The following is a 20,050-nucleotide window of genomic DNA, read 5'->3' on the forward strand; positions in this document are numbered from 1 at the left end:
CGTTCTCATGTACCATACGGGGCACATCAAAAAAACTGATGTGCCTTTTTTTATGTTTCAATGACATTTGCGAATTGCGGTTGTCATAGTGGCGTGCGGTTTGCTACGCAGCGGCGTGGAGCGTCCCCGGGAAGACGGGACGAAAGCGCAAGGGTTTACATTCACACTACAGCGGAGTGTTGTCACACCATGATGGACAATTTACGCGCGGCGTCGAACCATGTCGTGCTCAAAATTATATTGGCATTGATCATTCTGTCTTTCGTTTTGACCGGGGTGGGCAACTACCTGATCGGCGGTAACGGAGATTACGCCGCCAAGGTTAACGGACAGGAAATCAGCCGTGCACAGCTCGAGAACGCCTTCTCAAATGAACGTTCACGTCAGCAGCAGCAGTTGGGCGAACAGTTCTCCCAGCTCGCCGGAAACCCTGCCTACATTCAGCAGATCCGCCAGCAGGCGCTGTCTCAGCTGGTCGATGAATCGCTTCTGACCGGCTATGCCAAAGATCTCGGCCTGGCCATCAGCGATGATCAAATCAAACAGGCTATTTTCAACCAGTCGGCTTTCCAGACCAACGGCAAGTTTGATAATACAAAATACCTGGGCCTGATCAATCAGATGGGCTTCACCGCCGATCAATACGCTGAAGCGCTGCGTAAGCAGTTGACCACCCAACAGCTGATTGCTGCGGTGACCAACACCGACTTCATGCTGACCGGTGAAACTGACGCACTGGCTGCGCTGGTTTCTCAGGAGCGTCTGGTTCGCGAGGCGACGATCAATGTGGCGGCACTGGCCGCTAAACAGACCGTCAGCGCGGAAGAGATCAAAAACTATTACGAGCAGAACAAGAACAACTTCATGTCTCCTGAGCAGTTCCGCGTTAGCTACATCAAGTTAGATGCGGCTTCGATGCAGGAAACCGCCAGCGAGGCTGATATCCAGAGTTGGTACGATCAGCATCAGGCTGATTACACTCAGCCGCAGCGTAGCCGTTACAGCATTATCCAGACCAAAACCGAAGCGGAAGCGCAGTCGGCTCTGGATGCAATGAAAAAAGGCGGTGACTTTGCCGCGCTGGCTAAAGAAAAATCTGCTGACCCAATTTCTGCCCGTAACGGTGGCGACATGGGCTGGCTTGAGCCAGACACCACGCCGGATGAACTGAAAAGTGCCGGTCTTAAAGAGAAAGGTCAGCTGTCAGGGGTGATCAAGTCGTCTGTCGGCTTCATCGTTGCCCGTCTGACGGATGTTCAGCCACAGCAGATCAAGCCGCTGGCTGCCGTCCATGACGACATCGCTGCAAAAGTGAAGCAGGAAAAAGCGATTGATGCTTACTACAAACTGCAGCAGAAAGTGAGCGATGCGGCCACCAATGACAATGAGTCACTGGCGGGTGCAGAGCAGGCTGCTGGTGTGAAGGCGGTGGAAACGGGCTGGTTCAGCCATGATAATCCGCCTGCTGAGCTGAACTTCAAGCAGGTTGAGCAGGCCATCTTCAATGGCGGCTTAGTCGGCGAGAACGGCGCACCTGGCAGTAACTCGGACATCATTACGGTCGATGGCGATCGTGCGTTCGTGCTGCGTGTTAGCGAGCACAAGCCTGAAGCGGTGAAACCACTGGATCAGGTCACGGCACAGATCACCGATACGCTGAAAACGCAGAAGGCGCAGGCTCAGGCGAAAGCGCAGGCGGATAAACTGTTGGCCGATCTGAAAGCAGGCAAGGGTGATGAGGCGATGAAAGCCGCTAACCTGAGCTTCGGCAGCCAGAAAACGCTGACCCGCAACGGTCAGGATGCCGTAACCCAGGCCGCATTCACCATGAGTCTGCCAGCGAAGGACAAACCTTCTTACGCGACCAGTGAAGATGGTGAAGGCAACGTGCTGTTGGTGGCGCTGGATCAGGTGCGTAGCGGTTCAATGCCGGACGCGCAGAAGAAGGCAATGGTTCAGGGGATCACGCAAAACAACGCGCAGATCACCTTCGAAGCCATGCTGAGCAACCTGCGTAAAGAAGCCAAAATCAAATACGGTGCAGCCGCGCAGGCCCAATAAGCCTCGCAAATTTCCTGCAACGACATGCAATACCAAAGGCCGCTTTCGCGGCCTTTTCCATTTCTCTAATCCGCCATTTGTTTACCGAATTCTTCCGCTGTACCGTGGCGTTGCTGTCACACACATGGAGGAATACAGCATGAAACACCCACTTATCGCGTTATGTTTTTTTACCGCAATGAGCGCAGGCATCCTGACTGCAATACCGGTAAAAGCGGCAGAAACGACATCGGCGGCGTCTGCTCAGGTCGCTACGGAAAGTACGGCCACTGCAAGCGACAAGGTAAGCCTGAATCAGGCTACCGCCCAGCAACTGGCCGCGGCATTGAATGGCGTCGGGCTCAAAAAAGCCGAAGCCATTATCAGTTACCGCGAGCAGTACGGCGCGTTTACCGATATTGAACAACTGAAAGAAGTGCCCGGCATGGGCAATGCGCTGGTGGAGAGAAATCTGTCACGGCTGAAATTGTGACTTAACTCGCGACTTTAACGCATTATCTGCTGAAGGCCGGAAACGGCTGCTAACCTGTAGAGGTCATACCAGTTGGGTGACTTCTACTTTTTTATAAGGGCAGCGTAACTATGCATACCACCATCAAAGTCCGTGGCTATCATCTGGATGTTTACCAGCACGTCAATAATGCCCGCTATCTGGAGTTCCTTGAGGAGGCCCGTTGGGAGTGGCTGGAACGCCTGGAGTCGTTCAACTGGCTGCAGGAGAACCAACTGGCGTTTGTGGTGGTCAACATCAACATTAATTATCGCCGGCCAGCGGTGATGGGCGATGTGTTAGACATCCACAGTAAGTTGCTCCAGCTGGGCGGGAAAAGTGGCGTGATTGGTCAGACCGTGACGCTGGCCCCAGCGGGTGAAGTGGTGGCCGACGCCGCGCTGACGTTTGTCTGCATCGATCTGCGCACACAAAAGGCGCAGCCGATGGAAGGAGAACTGAAAAGAAGAATGGAAGAGATGCTGTCAGCGTAGGCCGGTTTTGCGTTTCATTTCGGCCATCACCGCGTGCCCGTTGGCCTGATACTCGTTCAAACCCTTCGCGCGAAGATGGCACGCAGCGCATTCGCCACAGCCGTCACCTTTCTCGCCGTTGTAGCAGGTCAGCGTTTCATTGCGTACCAGCGGCAGTTGCTGCCAGTAGTCGGCCAGCGCCCAGGTTTCAGCTTTGTTCAGCCACATCAGCGGCGTTTCAAAGCGCACAGACCTTGCCATGCCGAGTTCAATCGCATGGTTCAGCGCCTTAACAAACTCATCGCGGCAGTCTGGGTAGCCGGAGAAATCGGTCTCACAGACGCCCGTGATCACCGCTTCCGCCTCAACCTGATAAGCATAAATGGAGGCGAGGGTGAGGAACAGGATATTGCGGCCCGGCACAAAGGTGCTCGGCAAGCCGCTGGCATCGGGATCGTAAGCCGGTACCGGGATGCTTTCACGCGTCAGGCTGCTGACCGCCAATTCATTTAACATGGTTACATCGAGGACTTTGTGCGCGCGTGCGCCCAAAGAAAGTGAAAGCTCGCGGGCAATATCGATTTCCGCACGATGGCGCTGGCCGTAATCGAAGGTGATGCAATGCACCTCATCATACTGTTGCAAAGCCTGAATCAGACAGGTTGTTGAATCCTGTCCACCGCTGAAAACCACCACTGCACGTCTCATTTTAATCACCTTAGTCATCTGTTAGGCCGTATGGTACTGCCTGTGGCGGCAGAAGGGTAGTTTTGCTCAGGGAATGGTGACCGGCGGTGGGATCCACGCGCGGGAAAAATCAAACCATCCCCAGGCATTTAAGGCGATATCTTCCACGTCCGGTGGGGCACTCACCTGATAACGATAGTTGAACAGCGGCGTAATCACCGACTGCGCCATCAGCTGATGAAAGGCCTGTTGCAGTCCGGTCAGCCGCTCGGCTTCGACGTTATTGCACTGGATCTGCTCGAGCGTGTTCAGCAGTTGCTGATGAGTCACCTCACCCAGCAGCGTCGGCCAGAGAGGATCCAGTTTTAGCCAGCTCTCCAGGGTGAACGCCGGCGCTTCACCAATCAGGCGATCGCCCATAATGATGTCAGCCGTTTCCAGACCGCTATACCCCTGCCAGTTTTTCGCTGGATGAAAGTGCAGTCTTAGCTGGCAACCTTCCTCCGCCAGCACCTGTTGCAGCTTTTCGGCCATCGCATGCAGTTCCACCGGCAGGTGATAGTGCAGGTTCAGCGTAGCGGGCAATTCCGTTTCTTCCTGGGCGCTAATCTCTGGCACCGGCCAGCCGGGCAGCATCTCCAGACTCGGGGTAATCAGACCTTCCTCCAGAGGCAGTTCTTCAATCACCTTCTTACTGCGGATCAGCGCCAGTATTTTTTGTGCCTGAGCGGGGGAAAGGGCGCCGTTCTGCTTCAACGCCAGGTAACAAAATCCCAGGCTAATCCGACGGCTGACCGGGCGTAAAAGCGACAGTTCATGTTGCTCACCAATTGCTATCTGCACCGGATGGCGGCAGCTGGTCCCGAGGGTTTTGTCGAAAAGCTGTGGCGTGATCCAGTACTCCACCATCTGCATGAGTGGCTGATTGCCATAATAACGCTCGTGATTTTCGATTCTGACCAGCTCCGGTGACCAGTGACTCAATTTCCACGGACCGGATCCAATAGCAGGATCGTCCGGATGCGTCAGCAGGCAGAGCACCGTGGCCAGGCGCCAGGTGAGCCAGTAATCGGGGCGATGCAGATCGATTTGCAGGCACATCGATTGAGGAAGAGAGAGGGATTTTACGCTGGCTAACTGCTTTGCCCCAGCCGGGCTGTCGATGACCCTTTGCAGGTGCTGCATGATTTGCTGCGATGTCACCCGCTCGCCGCTGTGCCAGTAAAGCTGCGGACGCAGAAAGAAAAACCAGCTTAAACCATCCTCACTGCATTGCCAGTGGTGAGCCAGATCGGCAACAACGCGATCGTCCTGAAAACGCGTCAGGCCGGAAAAAATTTGCCCGGCAAGATGTTGTTCAGCACGCCCAGGCATATCCAGTGGATTGAGGGGATCCAACGGACGGTAATAAGGAATACGTAACGTGGGGCGATCGTCCAGCCACTGACCGCCCATAAAGGGTTTGAGCAACTGATTAAGCTGTTCCGGTGCGATCTGTACCAGTTCCAGCGCCTGATGTGACAAGCCTTGATCTAACTGCTGCTGAAAAAGGATTGTTCTGAGCTGAGTCGGAGACTGAAAAAATTCTAGCTGACCGCATTTACCGCGCCCGGACTGAGCCTGCCAGCGCAACCAGCCGGCCGACTGCCACTGGCCCAATAGCGTGCGCACATGGCGCTCGCTGCAAATACAGCGCCCGGCAATCTCCGCCACGCTGGTTAACTGAGGCTCGCCCAGGCTGGCCTGCCACAGCCGTTGATATTGATTGAGTCGGTTTAACTGGCGCATCGAAATAAACCCGGAACACTTTTTCAGAAGTATTCACTATTAGTTCCGTAAATACCAGGTGATACTCAGCACTCGATGAAAAAACAGGCACTGGAGAAATAATGGCTCGTCTGGCGGCGTTTGATATGGATGGTACCTTGCTGATGCCTGACCATCAGCTGGGAGAACGAACTCTGACGGCGCTGCGTGCGCTGGATGAAAAGGGCGTATTACTGACCTTTGCTACCGGTCGCCACTGGCTGGAAATGCAGCCGCTGATCGCGGATTTTAAATTGAAGGCCTACCTGATCACCGGCAATGGCACGCGAGTACACGATCAGCAGGGCAACTTACTTTCCGCCTGCGATCTGTCGCCTGATGTGGCGGAAGAGGTCATTCATACGCACTGGGACACTACCGCCAGCCTGCATGTTTTTAATGATGATGGCTGGTTAACCGAGTTCGACGTGCCGCACATTCTCCACGCCCATCAGATGAGCGGTTTCCGCTATCAGCTTGCCGATCTGAAACGCCTGCCGGCACATATGATCACGAAAACCTGTTTCATCGCCGATCACGACGAGCTTTGCCAGCTCAAGGGACAGTTGGAAGATGCGCTGGGCGATCGTGCTCACATCTGTTTCTCTGCGCGGGATTGTCTTGAAGTCCTGCCGCCAGGCTGCAACAAAGGCACTGCGCTGGATTCTCTCTCGTCTTCGCTGGGTTTTACGCTGGCAGATTGCATGGCGTTTGGCGATGCCATGAACGATCGTGAGATGCTGGAAACGGTCGGTCGCGGATTCATTATGGGTAACGCGATGAGTCAGCTGAAAGCCTTACTGCCGCATTTACCGGTTATCGGACATTGTGAAACGCAGGGCGTGTCGCATTACCTCAATCACTGGCTTTCCACCCCAAACCTCGCTTATTCCCCCGAATATTGAGGTCATTATGCCGGACAGGGTGGTCCGGCGCTTAACGCTGATGTTTGCCGGGCGGGAAAGCCCGGCGTTTTAGTTAAGCATGTTCTGCCATGGCGTAATATCGCCGATGTTTTCCGCGACCCACTCCGCATTGTAATAGCTGTCCAGATAGCGTTCACCGCTGTCACACAACAGCGTGACGATGGCGCCTGTACGCTGCTCTTCCGCCATTCTGCTGGCTATCTGCAACGCTCCCCACACGTTGGTGCCGGTTGACGCGCCAGGCTTACGGCCGAGCTGTTTTTCCAGCCAGAGCATAGTGGCAATACTCGCGGCATCCGGCACGCGGATCATCTCATCCACCACGTCAGCAATAAATGAAGGTTCGACGCGCGGGCGACCGATCCCCTCAATCTTCCCGCCGGTGGTGTTGCGCAGGGTTTTATCCCGCTGATGCCAGTAATCGTAAAACACCGAATTTTCAGGATCGACCACCGTCAGCCGGGTAGCGTGTCCCTGATAGCGCAAATAGCGGCCAATGGTTGCCGAGGTGCCGCCGGTGCCAGCGCTCATCACGATGCTTTCCGGCACCGGGAAGGGTTCGTTCTGCATCTGCTGGAAAATGCTGTCTGCAATATTGTTATTACCGCGCCAGTCAGTGGCCCGTTCGGCATAGGTAAACTGATCCATAAAGTGGCCGTTCAGCTCACGGGCCAGCTGCTCGGATTCAGCATACATCTGGCAGGGATCGCTGACGAAATGGCAACGGCCGCCGTAGAAGGTAATCTGCTCAACCTTACGTTTTGCCGTGGTGGCGGGCATAACGGCAATAAAAGGCAGGCCCAACAACCGCGCGAAGTAGGCTTCAGAAACCGCAGTGCTGCCCGAAGAAGCCTCGATAATTGGCGTACCTTCTTTTATCCAGCCGTTGCACAAGCCATACAAAAACAGCGAACGCGCCAGGCGGTGCTTAAGGCTGCCGCTGGGATGCGTGCTCTCGTCTTTCAGATACAGCCAGATGCCGGGATAGGCTGCCAGCGGCAGGCGGATCAAATGCGTATCGGCTGAACGTTGAATGTCGGCATTGATCTCTTTAATAGCGTGCGATACCCATAAATCTGACATGTTCTTTCCCCGGCAAAATTTGTTAAAGAGTACGGCATTAATCGGAAAAAAGGTTTACTCTCTTTCCTGTAAAATGGCCCCTTAAGAGAAAATTATTCTCCGGAAATCGGCAATGACAGATAAAACTGACCTTAAGCTGTTGGCGCTGCTGCAGCAGGACTGCACGTTATCGCTGCAGGCGCTGGCTGATGCGGTGCATTTGACCACCACGCCCTGCTGGAAACGGTTGAAAAGGCTGGAAGATGAAGGCTATATTCGCGGCCGGGTCGCGTTGCTTGATGCCGATAAACTCGATCTGTCATTGACCGCCTTTATGCTGATCAAAACCCAGCAGCACAGCAGCAGCTGGTATCAGCAATTTGTTGAGGTGGTGCAGGCGATGCCCGAGGTGATGGGCTGTTATCGTATGGCCGGAGAATACGATTATCTGCTGCGCATTCAGGTGGCTGATATGAAAACCTATGATGCCTTCTATAAACGTTTAGTGAACGGGGTTCCAGGATTGCTGGATGTGACTTCGAGCTTTGCGATGGAAGAGATAAAATACACTACCGCGCTGCCATTAAAATGAGCAGGCGCCGGCGTTAACCCTGCTCAATCTTAACCAGGACGTTTTCTGTGCGACTGTTTAGCCAATTAAGCTGGTATTTTATTCGTGAGTGGCGCCGCTACCTTGGGGCCGTTGCGTTACTGATTGTGATTGCCATTCTGCAATTGTTGCCGCCAAAAGTGGTCGGCATGGTTGTCGACGGCGTTTCTCATCAGCAGATGAGCACCTCTCAGTTGATGATGTGGATCGGCGTGATGCTGATCACCGCCGTGGTGGTTTATCTGCTGCGCTATGTCTGGCGCGTATTGTTGTTCGGGGCCTCTTACCAACTGGCGGTCGAACTGCGTCAGGACTTCTACCGCCAGCTGAGCCGCCAGCATCCCGAATTTTATCTGCGCCATCGCACGGGCGACCTGATCGCGCGGGCCACTAATGATGTCGATCGCGTGGTGTTTGCCGCTGGCGAAGGGGTGCTGACGCTGGTGGACTCACTGGTGATGGGGCTGGTGGTACTGTTTGTGATGAGTACCCAAATCAGCTGGCAGTTGACCCTGCTGGCGCTGTTGCCGATGCCGATCATGGCGATAGTGATCAAGCGCTACGGCGACCAGTTGCACAACCGCTTTAAGCTGGCTCAGGCCGCGTTCTCTTCGCTGAATGATCAGACGCAGGAAAGCTTAACCAGCATCCGCATGATCAAGGCATTTGGTCTGGAAGATCATCAGTCCGGTCAGTTTGCCGATATTGCCAAAGACACCGGCCGCAAGAATTTGCGGGTAGCGCGCGTCGATGCCCGCTTTGATCCGACCATTTATATCGCGATTGGCATGTCTAACCTGCTGGCCATTGGCGGTGGCAGCTGGCTGGTCTGGCACGATCAGATGACCTTGGGGCAACTGACCAGTTTTGTCATGTACCTGGGCTTAATGATCTGGCCGATGCTGGCGCTGGCCTGGATGTTTAACATTGTTGAGCGCGGCAGCGCTGCCTGGAGCCGCATCCGCTCGTTGCTGTCTGAAGCGCCTGCGGTGGAAGACGGCAGCAAAACCCTGCCAGAAGAGCGCGGATCGCTGCAGATCGCCATTCGCGAATTCTGCTACCCTGGCGCGCAAAATCCCTCGCTCCGGCACGTCAATGTCCACCTGAAACCGGGACAAATGCTCGGGCTGTGTGGGCCAACGGGGTCCGGGAAAAGCACCTTGCTCAGCCTAATCCAGCGCCATTTTGATATTTCCCAGGGCGACATTCGTTTCCACGGCATTCCCTTACCGCAGCTGCGGCTTGATAGCTGGCGGGGGCGTCTGGCCGTGGTCAGTCAGACTCCTTTCCTGTTTTCCGATACCATCGCCAACAATATCGCGCTGGGACGGCCAACCGCCAAGCCGGCGGATATTGAGCAGGCGGCCAGGCTGGCGAACGTTCACGACGACATTTTGCGTCTGCCAAAAGGCTATGACACTGAAGTGGGCGAGCGTGGCGTGATGCTTTCCGGTGGACAGAAACAGCGTATTTCAATCGCGCGGGCACTGTTGCTGGATGCTGAGATCCTGATCCTCGATGATGCACTCTCGGCGGTAGATGGTCGTACTGAACATCAAATCCTGCATAACCTCCGGCGCTGGGGGCAGGGAAGAACGGTGATTATCAGCGCGCACCGCTTATCTGCCCTGACCGAAGCCAGCGAAATTCTGGTGATGCAGAAAGGCGCGGTGACCCAGCGTGGAGAGCATGAACAACTCGCCGCTGAATCCGGCTGGTATCAGGATATGTACCGTTATCAGCAGCTGGAAGCGGCACTGGACGAAGAAGAGATCGAAAAGGGAGTGCCACATGGCTAATCTTGCCCACCTCTGGCCGACCCTTAAGCGGTTATTGAAATACGGATCGCCGTGGCGTAAATCGCTCGGCCTGGCGGTATTACTGCTGTGGATTGCCGCCGCCGCCGAGGTGATGGGGCCCATCCTTATCAGCTACTTTATTGATAATATGGTCGCCAAACATAATATGCCGTTGGCGTTAGTCTCCGGGCTGGCGACCAGTTTTATCCTGCTGCAAATTCTCGCGGCCTCGCTGCATTACTGGCAGGCGCTGCTGTTTAACCAGGCCGCAGTGGGCGTGGTTCAGCAACTGCGTATGGACGTGATGGATGCGGCCTTAAGACAGCCGCTGAGTGCGTTTGATACCCAACCGGTAGGGCAAATCATTTCCCGCGTTACCAATGACACCGAAGTGGTGCGCGATCTGTACGTCACGGTGGTTGCCACCGTCTTACGCAGTGCCGCGCTGATTGGGGCGATGCTGGTGGCGATGTTCAGTCTTGACTGGCGCATGGCGCTGGTGGCGATCACCATCTTCCCGGCCGTGCTGACGGTGATGCTGATTTATCAGCGTTACAGCACGCCGATTGTCCGTCGCATGCGCAGCTATCTGGCTGATATCAATAATGGCTTCAATGAAGTGATTAACGGCATGAGCGTGATCCAGCAGTTCCGCCAGCAGGCGCGCTTTGGTGAGCGTATGGGTGAAGCCAGCCGCTCGCATTATCTGGCGCGTATGGAAACGCTGAAGCTTGATGGTTTCCTGCTGCGTCCGCTGCTCAGCCTGTTCTCTGCCCTGATCCTTTGTGGACTGATGCTGCTGTTTGGCTTCTCGTCAGCGGGCAGCATTGAGGTCGGCGTTCTGTATGCCTTTATCAACTACCTCGGCAGGCTCAATGAACCGCTGATCGAACTCACTACGCAGCAGTCTATGCTGCAGCAGGCGGTGGTGGCAGGTGAGCGCATCTTTGAACTGATCGATGCCCCGCGCCAGGATTACGGCACGGATACCCGGCCACTGACCTCGGGGTCCATCTCGGTCAGGGATCTGACTTTCGCTTACCGCGACGATCGCAATGTGCTGAGCGATATCTGCCTTGACGTCCCGTCGCGTAACTTCGTGGCGCTGGTCGGCCATACCGGCAGCGGTAAAAGCACGCTGGCCAATCTGATGATGGGTTACTACCCGATTCAGCACGGTGAAATTTGTCTGGATGGTCGACCGTTAAGTACGCTCAGCCACAGCGTTTTACGTCAGTCGGTGGCGATGGTTCAACAGGATCCGGTGGTCCTGGCGGATACCTTCTTTGCTAACGTGACCCTGGGGCGCGATATCTCTGAAGAGGCGGTGTGGCAAGCGCTGGAGACGGTGCAGCTGGCTGAACTGGCGCGCGGCCTGTCTGAGGGCATCCATACTCGTCTTGGCGAGCAGGGGAATAACCTTTCCGTCGGGCAAAAGCAGTTGCTGGCGATGGCTCGGGTGCTGGTGGCTTCGCCGCAGATTTTGATCCTCGATGAAGCAACGGCCAATATCGATTCTGGCACTGAACAAGCCATCCAGAAGGCGCTGAAAGCCGTGCGCGAAAAAACCACGCTGGTGGTCATTGCACACCGGCTTTCAACGATTATCGACGCCGATACCATCCTGGTTCTGCACCGTGGTCGTGCTGTCGAACAGGGGAATCATCAGACGCTGCTGGAAAAACAGGGCCGTTACTGGCAAATGTACCAATTGCAGCAGGTCGGCGATGAACTGGAAGCGGGCGAGGCGGTGTAAAGACTGCCGCTTCGCTGCACCAGGAACAGGCGCATAACCGGCCGAATTCCCGCTTTTGCACATAATTAACGCGCGACGCACCGTAATGGTGCGTTTTTTGTTGGCTACATTCTGCTTCACCTCCTTCTGTTTTTCTCTGCTTTGCTCAGCAACACTGAGCCAGACTGACTAATCGTCTGAAAAATGCCAATTTTTAATTTATGGCACAGCCTTTGCTTTAATCAATCCGTGTTGGGCGAAACAACCGTATTCAATATCTGGAGGGGGATCATATGAAGCTGGTTACCGTGGTAATTAAACCGTTTAAGTTGGAAGACGTGCGTGAAGCACTTTCCTCTATCGGTATTCAAGGGCTGACCGTGACCGAAGTGAAAGGCTTTGGTCGCCAGAAAGGGCATGCAGAACTTTATCGCGGTGCAGAATACAGCGTGAACTTCCTGCCAAAAGTAAAAATAGACATTGCGATTGCAGACGACCAGCTGGATGAAGTGGTTGATGTGATCAGCAAGGCTGCCTACACCGGCAAAATCGGTGACGGTAAGATTTTTGTTGCGGAACTGCAGCGAGTTATCCGTATTCGCACTGGCGAAACTGACGAAGCAGCACTGTAATCTCGGGGCTAAGAATGTTGATGGGATGGGATAAAATGAATAAAAAAATTGCTCTGTTCGGCCTCGCCAGTCTGGCTCTGTTACCGTCGCTTGCGATGGCTGCAGCACCGGCAGTGGCTGATAAAGCTGACAACGCCTTTATGATGATCTGCACCGCGCTGGTGCTGTTCATGACGTTGCCGGGTATTGCCCTGTTTTACGGCGGTCTGCTCCGCGCTAAAAACGTGCTTTCCATGATGACTCAGGTCTCTGTGACCTTCGCGATGGTGTGCGTATTGTGGATGCTTTACGGTTATTCACTGGCCTTCAGTGAAGGTAACGCCTTCTTCGGTGGCTTCAGCATGGCGATGTTGAAAAACATCCAGCTGACCTCACTGGTAGGCACCTTCTACCAATATATCCACGTCTCCTTCCAGGCTTCGTTCGCCTGTATCACCGTGGGCCTGATTGTTGGATCGATTGCTGAGCGCGTTCGCTTCTCAGCGGTACTGATCTTCGTTGCTATCTGGCTGACCTTCTCGTATCTGCCTATTGCACACATGGTCTGGTCAGGCGGTTTGCTGGCCCAGGACGGTGCGCTGGACTTCGCAGGCGGTACCGTTGTGCACATTAACGCCGCAGTTGCTGGTCTGGTGGGTGCTTACCTGGTGGGTAAACGTGCTGGTTTCGGCAAAGAAGCCTTTAAGCCTCACAATCTGCCAATGGTCTTTATGGGTACGGCGATTCTGTATGTGGGCTGGTTTGGCTTCAACGCTGGCTCAGCCAGTGCAGCTAACGAAATTGCCGGTCTGGCGTTCCTGAACACCGTTATGGCAACAGCTGGCGCGATGCTGAGCTGGACCTTCGGTGAGTGGGCTCTGCGTGGCAAACCTTCACTGCTGGGCGTCTGCTCTGGTGTGATTGCCGGTCTGGTCGCGATTACTCCTGCCTGTGGTTATGTTGGTGTGGGTGGTGCGCTGATTATCGGCATCGTCGGCGGTCTGGCAGGTCTGTGGGGTGTTACCATCCTGAAGAAATGGCTGCGTGTGGATGACCCATGTGACGTGTTCGGCGTTCACGGCGTCTGCGGCATCGTAGGCTGTATCCTGACCGGCGTCTTCGCCTCTTCTTCACTGGGTGGCGTAGGCTATGCACCTGGCGTGACCATGGGCCATCAGGTCTGGATCCAGATCTTCAGCGTCGGTGTGACCATCGTCTGGACCGGTGTGGTCGCCTTCGTGGCCTTCAAAATTGCTGACATGATTGTGGGTCTGCGTGTTCCGGAAGATCAGGAACGCGAAGGTCTGGACGTCAACAGCCATGGCGAGAATGCTTACAACCAGTAAGCCCGTATCAAGAAAAGCAGTGCGCTAAAAGTAGAATAAAAAAACGGCTCCTTCGGGAGCCGTTCGTTTTTCCGCTCTTCAGGTGACGTTATTTCACTTCGCGCACCCGCATCACGCCTTCCTGAACCGTAGACGCGACCAGCGTACCGTCCTGAGTGTAAAACTCACCACGAACAAAACCACGCGCACTCGACGCAGAGGTGCTCTCCACGCTGTACAGCAGCCATTGATTGAGATCGAACGGACGGTGGAACCACATTGAGTGATCGATGGTAGCGACCTGCATACCCGGTTCGAGGAATCCTTTACCGTGCGGTTGCAGTGCTACCGGCAGGAAGTTGAAGTCGGAAGCATACCCCAACAGATACTGATGGATGCGCCGGTCTTCAGGCATCACGCCGTTTGCCCGCAGCCAGACGTGACGGGTCGGTTCATCCACGTGGCCTTTAAGCGGGTTATGAAACTTAACCGGCCGGATTTCAAAAGGCTTCTCGGAGAGAAACTTGTCACGCGCTTTCTCGGGGATATAGCTGGCAAGCTGCTTTGCATAGTCGGCTTCGCTGGGCAGGTTATCAGGACCCGGCACCTCAGGCATCGATTTTTGATGCTCAAAGCCGCTTTCTGGCCCCTGGAATGAGGCGGTCATATAGAAAATAGGCTGTCCGTTCTGAACGGCTTTCACCCTTCTGGCGCTGAAACTCTGCCCGTCACGCAGCGTTTCCACATCATAAATAATCGCCTTCTGGCTATCGCCCGGGCGTAAAAAATAGCTGTGGAAAGAGTGAATGATGCGGTCTGCCGGAACGGTCTGTTTGGCGGCATACAGCGCCTGGCCGACAACCTGGCCACCAAAGACCTGGCGTAATCCCAGATCCTCACTCTGGCCACGAAAAAGGCCCTCTTCAAGCTTTTCCAAATCCAACAGGTTTAACAGATTTTGCAGGGCCTGGCTCATAGCGTGGATCCTCAGTAAACGACTGGAGGATAGTTTGCGAGATCCGACCAGTTACCGTCAACGGGGCAGGGCAATTATCTTTTAAGAAGAAGAGAGAAGGGTGCGCTTCCAGGCAGAAATCAGTAAGTTGTGCCAGAATTAAAGCTAACGGAACAGTGATTCACTGTTTACAGGCTAACTGAGACCTCAATTTCACCATTGATCTTAAGGAGATTACATCAATGAAAGTCTGGCCAATGTTAACTGGCGCCGCACTGGCGGTGGCACTCTCAGGATGTGCCGATAAAGGAAAAGATGTGCCGACGGCAACGCTGGCTTCACAGGTCGCCGGCGAGCAGGCGACGCTGCGTCAGCCTAATGTCAGTGGTTCTATCTACATTCGTCAGAAAGTGGCGCTGCCGCCTGACGCCGTGCTGACCGTGACGTTATCGGATGCCTCCATGGCAGATGCACCTTCTAAGGTCATCTCCCAGCGCGTGGTGAGAACCGATGGCAAACAGGCACCGTTCAACTTTATTCTGCCGTACAACCCTTCACAGATTCAGCCTAATGCGCGCATTCTGTTGAGTGCGGCCATTACGGTTGACGGCAAAATGATGTTCATCACCGACAGTGTCAAACCGGTGATCAACAATGGTGGCAACAAGCAGGAGTTGTTATTAGTGCCGGTGCCATCAATGGCGATGCCAACGCTACCGGGTGCTGCCACTACCGTGCCATCAACGTCGCCGACGCAGGTCAATCCTTCGTCGTCCGTTCCCGCCCCAAGTTCAATGTAGTTACAGCCGCCCCTTCTGGGGCGGTTATCCTTCCCAACGGTACTGCTTCAACGCGATTTTTCCTTCCGCACTGACCTCAATCCCTTCTTCCAGTAATGCATAACGCTGTCGATCCAGATCATCCCCAGTCAGCGAGATTTCACCCAACCGGTTAATCACCCGATGCCAGGGAAGTTTGCTGCCCTCGGGAAGGCGCTTTAATACGCCGCCGACCTGACGCGCGGCACGCGGCGAGCCTGCCAGCCGTGCAATATCACCGTAGGTGGTGACTTTGCCATAGGGAATAGCGGCAAGGATTTGGTAGATGCGTTGTTGAAAGCTGTCAAAGTGTTCCATCTGTTCTCCCTCTGTCGACGTCAACAGTAATCGAAAGTGCGGAACATCTGAAGCGATTTCATGATGTTATAAGAGAGCCTACGGCTTAACCCGTATCGGCTTTGAAAACAATCAGATAGGAATTTTTTAACGGAGTTGAACAAGAAAGCAACGGTCATCAGGAGCAGGCTTGCAATTGCCTGGGGCTTCATTGATAATGCCCTCGCTCCATCTGATGGAGCACTCAATGGGGGCCCGGTTGGTTCTCCCGCAATGCTAATTTGTGAACTCGGTCAGATCCGGAAGGAAGCAGCCGTAGCAGATGACGCGTGTGCCGGGATGTAGCTGGCAGGGCCCCCACCCAATTCTGCCCTCGTATGCCAGCCAGTCCATCCTGCAATCAAACTCAAACTTATCGAACGAACTTCCAAACTGCTACCGGGATTTTATCGTAGAGTTTATTCATCGTCAGTTCGGCCAGACGATGATCAGCCGCAGAATAAAACACAGCCAGTTCATTATCGGATAATTCGTATTTGTTTTTTTCGATTACGCGCTCGAGGGTGTCGATTGACCGACACCGTCTTAAACGCATCAGATAATCAGTTTTAGTAAGAAGTTTATCTGTCATTGTTAAACCGTAGAAAAAATAATGGGTTGCTAAAATGAATGGCTCGTCTGTACGGGCACGAGAGCGCATTCCTCGGCGAAAATGTTAAACAAGCGTTTTGCTGATTTTTGCCAGCGCTGCAAATCCTGAACATTAATGCCGTAATTACTAAAGAGCATAAACGTATCATCGAGATATTCATCAATCTGACTAATCAGGTCACTATCTTCGAGATGTTTAATTTTGTAATTCATGGTGAAGGCAGCAATATGCTCAATCAGATCATTGAGCTGTAAATTGACTGCAGCAGTAGGATCGTTAACCCAGCCGTGATGACTATCGCCTAACGTCGCCAGGCTTTCATCGTACAAATTTTCACACACAAATTTCAGCTGGGCGATATCATGCCTTTTTGGTGAGTATTCGTCCATCTTTTTCCCCTCCATAGCGAGTGAAAGATGCCGTCAGCGCGGGCTTTCAGCGATTGGTATGCCAGGAGCGATAATTAACGTTAACCTAAATCTATTAATAAATATAACGTAATAAAGCTGTATTTGTAATGCTATTACGCAATATTACAATTCGTCAGCGGTACTGGTCTGTTGATTATCGATGAAATCAAAGGTCAGCAGGCCTGATTGCCATTCAAAATTGACTGTTTCAGTTGTGGTCTGGTCTGCATCTATATCGAGACAGGCGTTGAATACGTTCCAGCGGAAGCTGTAAGTCATCTTATAACGCGATTCACCTGAATATTCTATAGAAATAATTTTCATACTTTCGGGAACATATTGCGCATTCTGTGAATACCATAACAGCGAACCCGTTAACTCTACTTCTATTTTGGGAATAATCCGTTGAAGGTTATCTGATAACGTTAACAGATCGTCTTCATTGCCTGAGTAAGAAAAGGGAATAGTTTTGCGCATTTTTCCCCCACAGTGTTAATTAGCGCTTATAGAGATAATTGGTCTGCCTGTGAAAATAAGCAAGTGCCTTTAGTGTCTTCTAAACTATCTTAATGATTTGGCTATTAATTATCTTAGTAGATAATGTCATGTCCCGCGACAGTAAAACTAAAGAAGTTGAAAAAAGTTTATATAACCCTGGGTAATGGAAGGCATTATTTAAGTAATAATTAGATACACTTTGTCTGAACCCGCCAGAGCCAGAGATTGTATGATATTGTTATGTTATAACATAATGATGGTCGCAATCGATGTCCTCTCTTCCTGTCTTTCTTCGCTACGGCACCTTACTTACCCACTCAGCGCTGGTGCGCCTGCTGTTGTCTGCTGCGGTGGTCGTGTTACTGGCTGCGTTAACTTATTGGGCTGTTGCCTGATGATTACCCTTAATCAACTGACGGTAGGTTATCAGGGGCGCGCGGTGACGCCGGCTCTGCAAGGGGAGTTTGCTCGCGGTTCGATGACCGCGCTGGTGGGGGCCAATGGCTCTGGCAAATCCACGCTGCTGAAAACCCTGGCCGGTCTGTTGCGTCCGGTAAGCGGATCGTTGAGCTTGCCAGCGCCGCGGACAAGTCTTGCCTGGATGCCACAGCAATCAGAAATTGAGAAGACCTTTCCACTCCACGTATTTGATTTGGTGGCGATGGGCTGCTGGCAAAAGTGTGGCTGGTTCGGCGCGATTAATCGCACGATGCGCAATCAGGTGATGACCGCGCTGGACAGGGTAGGAATGCTGCAGTTTGCCACCGCCCAACCCGGCACCTTATCGGGTGGACAGTTGCAGCGCGTGCTGTTTGCCCGTCTGTTGGTGCAGGATGCGGACCTGCTGATGCTGGATGAGCCTTTCGCCGGCGTCGACAGCCAGACTACCGCGCTGTTATTGCAGCTGCTGCAGGAACGGCATCAGGCTGGCTGTACGCTGATTGTCGTGCTGCACGATATGGCCACCGTCGAAAAATACTTCCCGCAAACGCTGCGGCTTAAAAGCAGCCACGCTGAATGGTCCGGTTCCGGCTCAGCCGTTACCCAGCTGAATTTTAACCGCAGCCTGGGAGCATCATGATGCTGGCGATGTTCCATCCTTTTATTGAATTCGGCTTTATGCGCCGTGCCCTGGTGGCCTGCATTGCGCTTTCTCTCAGCGCCACGCCCTTAGGCGTCTTTTTGCTGCTGCGCAGAATGAGCCTGGTGGGTGACGCACTGTCACACGCCGTCTTACCGGGCGCGGCAATTGGCTATCTGATATCGGGCTTGTCTCTGGTGGCGATGGGAACCGGAGGCGTGATTGCCGGGCTTTCTGTTGCGTTGTTGTCTGGCGCGGTCAGCCGCTATACGCCGCTAAAAGAAGATGCCAGCTTTGCCGGCTTTTACCTTGGCTCGCTGGCGCTGGGGGTGACGTTGGTCTCCTTGCGCGGCTCCAGCGTGGATCTGTTGCATGTGCTGTTCGGATCGCTGTTAGCGGTAGATAACCCCTCAATCCTGCTGGTCTGCGTCATTTCGGCTGTTTCTTTATTAGTGCTGGCGCTGATTTACCGCCCGCTGGTAATCGACGCCTTTGACCCTGGTTTTCTGCGCGCGCAGAACCGCTGGACGGCGCCGCTGGTCCACAGTCTGTTTCTGATGCTGGTCGTCACCAATCTGGTGGCGGGTTTCCAGGTGTTGGGCACCCTGATGTGCGTCGGCCTGATGATGCTACCGGCAGCCGCGGCCCGTTTCTGGGGCAAAGGACTGCCGGGCATGATGGTGTCAGCGATGATCCTCGCGCTGATAGCCAGCTTCAGCGGGCTCATTGCCTCCTTCTACCTGTCACTGCCTGCCGGTCCGGCGGTGGTGTTAAGTGCCGCGATCCTGTTTTTTATCTCGATTTTAGTGGGGCCGTGCGGCGGAATTTTCCGTCAGCGCCCGTTTTCAGTTGGTAAGGAGAAAGTATGAAGAAGTTACCTGTAGCGCTGGCAGTGGCGGGGATTTTACTCACCCCAATGGTGATGGCTAAAACGGTCAACACCGTTGCCAGTTTCTCGGTTCTGGCAGACATCGTGAAAGAAGTGGGCGGCGAACACGTTAAGGTGAAAAGTCTGGTCGGGCCGGATGGCGACCCGCACAGCTTTGAACCGACGCCTCAGGACAGCCAGGCGCTGGCAAAAGCAGATGTGGTTTTTCGTCAGTGGCCTCGGGCTGGAAGGGTGGATGGATCGCCTGATTAGCGCGTCGGAATATAAAGGTAAGGTGATCGTCTCCTCTGAGGGGATTGAGACCCGCTCAATGGAAGAAGACGGTAAAACCATTACCGATCCGCATGCCTGGAACAGCATGAAGAATGGCGTGGTGTACGCCAACAATGTGATGAACGCGTTGATAGCCGCCGATCCAGAGGATGCGGCCTATTTCCGTCAGCAGGGATCGGCCTATATTGCCCAGTTAACCAAACTGGACAGTTGGGCGGCGAAAAGCTTTGCGGCAATCCCGCAGGCTAAACGCAAAGTGCTGACCAGCCATGATGCATTTGGCTATTTTGGTCAGCGTTATGGCGTCAGTTTCCTGTCACCGGTGGGCTTCTCTACCGAGTCTGAAGCCAGTGCATCAGACGTGGCAAAACTGATCACCCAGCTTAAAACCGAGCATATTCGCAGCTATTTTATCGAGAACCAGACCGATCCCCGCCTGGTGAAGCAGATTGCTTCTGCCTCCGGTGCGCAGTCGGGTGGTGAACTTTACCCGGAAGCGTTGACTAAAAAAGGTGGCGCGGCAGATACCTATGTCGCTGCCTTTAAGCATAACGTCAACGCGATGGTTGCCAGTATGAAATAGTGATGCTGA

The 20,050-nt window shown here is 53.8% G+C and carries 21 protein-coding genes, 1 other RNA gene and 1 pseudogene; 15 read left to right on the forward strand and 8 right to left on the reverse strand.

Going from position 1 to position 20,050, the window contains the following annotated elements; all coding sequences use genetic code 11:
• Positions 1-189: 189 nt before the first annotated feature.
• The 3 genes from ppiD (at position 190) to EBC_RS06755 (ending at position 3,045) form a co-directional block, all read left to right on the forward strand.
• Positions 190-2,061: a peptidylprolyl isomerase gene (gene ppiD, locus EBC_RS06745; protein ID WP_013201043.1), complete on the forward strand. Its 1,872-nt coding sequence runs from the start codon at positions 190-192 to the stop codon at positions 2,059-2,061.
• A gap of 139 nt (positions 2,062-2,200) precedes the next feature.
• On the forward strand, positions 2,201-2,533 hold the full coding sequence (locus EBC_RS06750) for a helix-hairpin-helix domain-containing protein (protein WP_041691926.1): 333 nt from the start codon (positions 2,201-2,203) through the stop codon (positions 2,531-2,533).
• Positions 2,534-2,643: 110 nt separating this feature from the next.
• Positions 2,644-3,045, forward strand: coding sequence for an acyl-CoA thioesterase (locus EBC_RS06755; RefSeq protein ID WP_013201045.1), 402 nt, complete (start codon positions 2,644-2,646; stop codon positions 3,043-3,045).
• Here the strand turns inward: EBC_RS06755 and queC are convergent.
• Both queC and EBC_RS06765 read right to left on the reverse strand, forming a co-directional pair.
• Positions 3,037-3,732, reverse strand: a complete 696-nt coding sequence (gene queC / locus EBC_RS06760; protein ID WP_013201046.1) for a 7-cyano-7-deazaguanine synthase QueC — start codon at positions 3,730-3,732, stop codon at positions 3,037-3,039. The two genes, EBC_RS06755 and queC, sit on opposite strands and share 9 nt — an antisense overlap.
• 66 nt (positions 3,733-3,798) lie before the next feature.
• Entirely contained in the window at positions 3,799-5,499 is a 1,701-nt protein-coding gene (locus tag EBC_RS06765) for an SgrR family transcriptional regulator (protein ID WP_013201047.1), read from the reverse strand.
• Between the two features lie 101 nt (positions 5,500-5,600).
• Between EBC_RS06765 and cof the strand changes: the two genes are divergently transcribed.
• Positions 5,601-6,422, forward strand: a complete 822-nt coding sequence (gene cof / locus EBC_RS06770) for an HMP-PP phosphatase (protein ID WP_013201048.1) — start codon at positions 5,601-5,603, stop codon at positions 6,420-6,422.
• Positions 6,423-6,491: 69 nt separating this feature from the next.
• Here cof and EBC_RS06775 read toward each other — a convergent pair whose 3' ends face one another.
• Positions 6,492-7,526 (reverse strand): PLP-dependent cysteine synthase family protein, encoded by a 1,035-nt coding sequence (locus tag EBC_RS06775; protein ID WP_013201049.1) that lies wholly within the window; start codon positions 7,524-7,526, stop codon positions 6,492-6,494.
• 112 nt (positions 7,527-7,638) lie between these two features.
• Between EBC_RS06775 and EBC_RS06780 the strand changes: the two genes are divergently transcribed.
• From EBC_RS06780 to amtB, 5 genes are all read left to right on the forward strand, one after another.
• Complete coding sequence (locus EBC_RS06780; RefSeq protein WP_013201050.1) at positions 7,639-8,097, forward strand: Lrp/AsnC family transcriptional regulator; 459 nt, start codon at positions 7,639-7,641, stop codon at positions 8,095-8,097.
• 47 nt (positions 8,098-8,144) lie between these two features.
• Complete coding sequence (locus EBC_RS06785) at positions 8,145-9,914, forward strand: SmdA family multidrug ABC transporter permease/ATP-binding protein (protein WP_013201051.1); 1,770 nt, start codon at positions 8,145-8,147, stop codon at positions 9,912-9,914.
• Positions 9,907-11,670, forward strand: a complete 1,764-nt coding sequence (locus EBC_RS06790; protein ID WP_013201052.1) for a SmdB family multidrug efflux ABC transporter permease/ATP-binding protein — start codon at positions 9,907-9,909, stop codon at positions 11,668-11,670. The genes EBC_RS06785 and EBC_RS06790 overlap by 8 nt, the downstream gene beginning before the upstream one ends.
• 272 nt (positions 11,671-11,942) lie before the next feature.
• Positions 11,943-12,281 (forward strand): P-II family nitrogen regulator, encoded by a 339-nt coding sequence (glnK, locus tag EBC_RS06795; protein ID WP_007886947.1) that lies wholly within the window; start codon positions 11,943-11,945, stop codon positions 12,279-12,281.
• Positions 12,282-12,301: 20 nt separating this feature from the next.
• Positions 12,302-13,606 carry an ammonium transporter AmtB gene (gene amtB / locus EBC_RS06800; RefSeq protein ID WP_013201053.1) on the forward strand — a complete coding sequence of 435 codons (1,305 nt, stop codon included), beginning with the start codon at positions 12,302-12,304 and terminating at the stop codon, positions 13,604-13,606.
• Positions 13,607-13,694: 88 nt separating this feature from the next.
• On the opposite strand, the gene tesB is transcribed toward amtB, so the two are convergent.
• On the reverse strand, positions 13,695-14,561 hold the full coding sequence (gene tesB, locus EBC_RS06805) for an acyl-CoA thioesterase II (RefSeq protein WP_013201054.1): 867 nt from the start codon (positions 14,559-14,561) through the stop codon (positions 13,695-13,697).
• A gap of 221 nt (positions 14,562-14,782) precedes the next feature.
• Between tesB and EBC_RS06810 the strand changes: the two genes are divergently transcribed.
• On the forward strand, positions 14,783-15,340 hold the full coding sequence (locus tag EBC_RS06810; protein WP_013201055.1) for a YbaY family lipoprotein: 558 nt from the start codon (positions 14,783-14,785) through the stop codon (positions 15,338-15,340).
• A 24-nt stretch (positions 15,341-15,364) separates the two neighbouring features.
• Here the strand turns inward: EBC_RS06810 and EBC_RS06815 are convergent, their stop codons facing one another.
• Entirely contained in the window at positions 15,365-15,676 is a 312-nt protein-coding gene (locus EBC_RS06815; protein ID WP_013201056.1) for an MGMT family protein, read from the reverse strand.
• A 236-nt stretch (positions 15,677-15,912) separates the two neighbouring features.
• Between EBC_RS06815 and ffs the strand changes: the two genes are divergently transcribed.
• Positions 15,913-16,009, forward strand: an RNA gene (gene ffs / locus EBC_RS24790) — signal recognition particle sRNA small type.
• A 58-nt stretch (positions 16,010-16,067) separates the two neighbouring features.
• On the opposite strand, the gene EBC_RS06820 is transcribed toward ffs, so the two are convergent.
• The 3 genes from EBC_RS06820 to EBC_RS06830 form a co-directional block, all read right to left on the reverse strand.
• Positions 16,068-16,286: an HHA domain-containing protein gene (locus EBC_RS06820; RefSeq protein ID WP_013201057.1), complete on the reverse strand. Its 219-nt coding sequence runs from the start codon at positions 16,284-16,286 to the stop codon at positions 16,068-16,070.
• 29 nt (positions 16,287-16,315) lie between these two features.
• Positions 16,316-16,696, reverse strand: a complete 381-nt coding sequence (gene tomB / locus EBC_RS06825) for an Hha toxicity modulator TomB (protein WP_013201058.1) — start codon at positions 16,694-16,696, stop codon at positions 16,316-16,318.
• Between the two features lie 144 nt (positions 16,697-16,840).
• Positions 16,841-17,194: a hypothetical protein gene (locus tag EBC_RS06830; RefSeq protein WP_013201059.1), complete on the reverse strand. Its 354-nt coding sequence runs from the start codon at positions 17,192-17,194 to the stop codon at positions 16,841-16,843.
• Between the two features lie 290 nt (positions 17,195-17,484).
• Here EBC_RS06830 and EBC_RS26230 point away from each other — a divergent pair, with 290 nt between their 5' ends.
• The 4 genes and pseudogenes from EBC_RS26230 (at position 17,485) to EBC_RS06845 (ending at position 20,041) form a co-directional block, all read left to right on the forward strand.
• Complete coding sequence (locus EBC_RS26230; protein ID WP_258166976.1) at positions 17,485-17,610, forward strand: hypothetical protein; 126 nt, start codon at positions 17,485-17,487, stop codon at positions 17,608-17,610.
• Positions 17,610-18,296, forward strand: a complete 687-nt coding sequence (locus tag EBC_RS06835; RefSeq protein ID WP_013201060.1) for a metal ABC transporter ATP-binding protein — start codon at positions 17,610-17,612, stop codon at positions 18,294-18,296. Before EBC_RS26230 ends, EBC_RS06835 begins: the two co-directional genes overlap by 1 nt.
• Positions 18,296-19,165 carry a metal ABC transporter permease gene (locus EBC_RS06840; RefSeq protein ID WP_013201061.1) on the forward strand — a complete coding sequence of 290 codons (870 nt, stop codon included), beginning with the start codon at positions 18,296-18,298 and terminating at the stop codon, positions 19,163-19,165. The genes EBC_RS06835 and EBC_RS06840 overlap by 1 nt, the downstream gene beginning before the upstream one ends.
• Positions 19,162-20,041: pseudogene (locus EBC_RS06845) on the forward strand (metal ABC transporter substrate-binding protein). Before EBC_RS06840 ends, EBC_RS06845 begins: the two are co-directional and overlap by 4 nt.
• Positions 20,042-20,050 lie beyond the last annotated feature (9 nt).

It is taken from the genome of Erwinia billingiae Eb661 (genome assembly GCF_000196615.1).
Taxonomy (GTDB): Bacteria; Pseudomonadota; Gammaproteobacteria; order Enterobacterales; family Enterobacteriaceae; genus Erwinia; species Erwinia billingiae.

What these genes read in the sequence shown, in the direction of transcription:
- ppiD (WP_013201043.1), top strand. Translation starts at nt 190, where the DNA reads ATGATGGACAATTTACGCGCGGCGTCGAACCATGTCGTGCTCAAAATT.
- EBC_RS06750 (WP_041691926.1), top strand. Translation starts at nt 2,201, where the DNA reads ATGAAACACCCACTTATCGCGTTATGTTTTTTTACCGCAATGAGCGCA.
- EBC_RS06755 (WP_013201045.1), top strand. Translation starts at nt 2,644, where the DNA reads ATGCATACCACCATCAAAGTCCGTGGCTATCATCTGGATGTTTACCAG.
- queC (WP_013201046.1), bottom strand. Translation starts at nt 3,732, where the DNA reads ATGAGACGTGCAGTGGTGGTTTTCAGCGGTGGACAGGATTCAACAACC.
- EBC_RS06765 (WP_013201047.1), bottom strand. Translation starts at nt 5,499, where the DNA reads ATGCGCCAGTTAAACCGACTCAATCAATATCAACGGCTGTGGCAGGCC.
- cof (WP_013201048.1), top strand. Translation starts at nt 5,601, where the DNA reads ATGGCTCGTCTGGCGGCGTTTGATATGGATGGTACCTTGCTGATGCCT.
- EBC_RS06775 (WP_013201049.1), bottom strand. Translation starts at nt 7,526, where the DNA reads ATGTCAGATTTATGGGTATCGCACGCTATTAAAGAGATCAATGCCGAC.
- EBC_RS06780 (WP_013201050.1), top strand. Translation starts at nt 7,639, where the DNA reads ATGACAGATAAAACTGACCTTAAGCTGTTGGCGCTGCTGCAGCAGGAC.
- EBC_RS06790 (WP_013201052.1), top strand. Translation starts at nt 9,907, where the DNA reads ATGGCTAATCTTGCCCACCTCTGGCCGACCCTTAAGCGGTTATTGAAA.
- glnK (WP_007886947.1), top strand. Translation starts at nt 11,943, where the DNA reads ATGAAGCTGGTTACCGTGGTAATTAAACCGTTTAAGTTGGAAGACGTG.
- amtB (WP_013201053.1), top strand. Translation starts at nt 12,302, where the DNA reads ATGGGATGGGATAAAATGAATAAAAAAATTGCTCTGTTCGGCCTCGCC.
- tesB (WP_013201054.1), bottom strand. Translation starts at nt 14,561, where the DNA reads ATGAGCCAGGCCCTGCAAAATCTGTTAAACCTGTTGGATTTGGAAAAG.
- EBC_RS06810 (WP_013201055.1), top strand. Translation starts at nt 14,783, where the DNA reads ATGAAAGTCTGGCCAATGTTAACTGGCGCCGCACTGGCGGTGGCACTC.
- EBC_RS06815 (WP_013201056.1), bottom strand. Translation starts at nt 15,676, where the DNA reads ATGGAACACTTTGACAGCTTTCAACAACGCATCTACCAAATCCTTGCC.
- EBC_RS06820 (WP_013201057.1), bottom strand. Translation starts at nt 16,286, where the DNA reads ATGACAGATAAACTTCTTACTAAAACTGATTATCTGATGCGTTTAAGA.
- tomB (WP_013201058.1), bottom strand. Translation starts at nt 16,696, where the DNA reads ATGGACGAATACTCACCAAAAAGGCATGATATCGCCCAGCTGAAATTT.
- EBC_RS06830 (WP_013201059.1), bottom strand. Translation starts at nt 17,194, where the DNA reads ATGCGCAAAACTATTCCCTTTTCTTACTCAGGCAATGAAGACGATCTG.
- EBC_RS26230 (WP_258166976.1), top strand. Translation starts at nt 17,485, where the DNA reads ATGTCCTCTCTTCCTGTCTTTCTTCGCTACGGCACCTTACTTACCCAC.
- EBC_RS06835 (WP_013201060.1), top strand. Translation starts at nt 17,610, where the DNA reads ATGATTACCCTTAATCAACTGACGGTAGGTTATCAGGGGCGCGCGGTG.
- EBC_RS06840 (WP_013201061.1), top strand. Translation starts at nt 18,296, where the DNA reads ATGCTGGCGATGTTCCATCCTTTTATTGAATTCGGCTTTATGCGCCGT.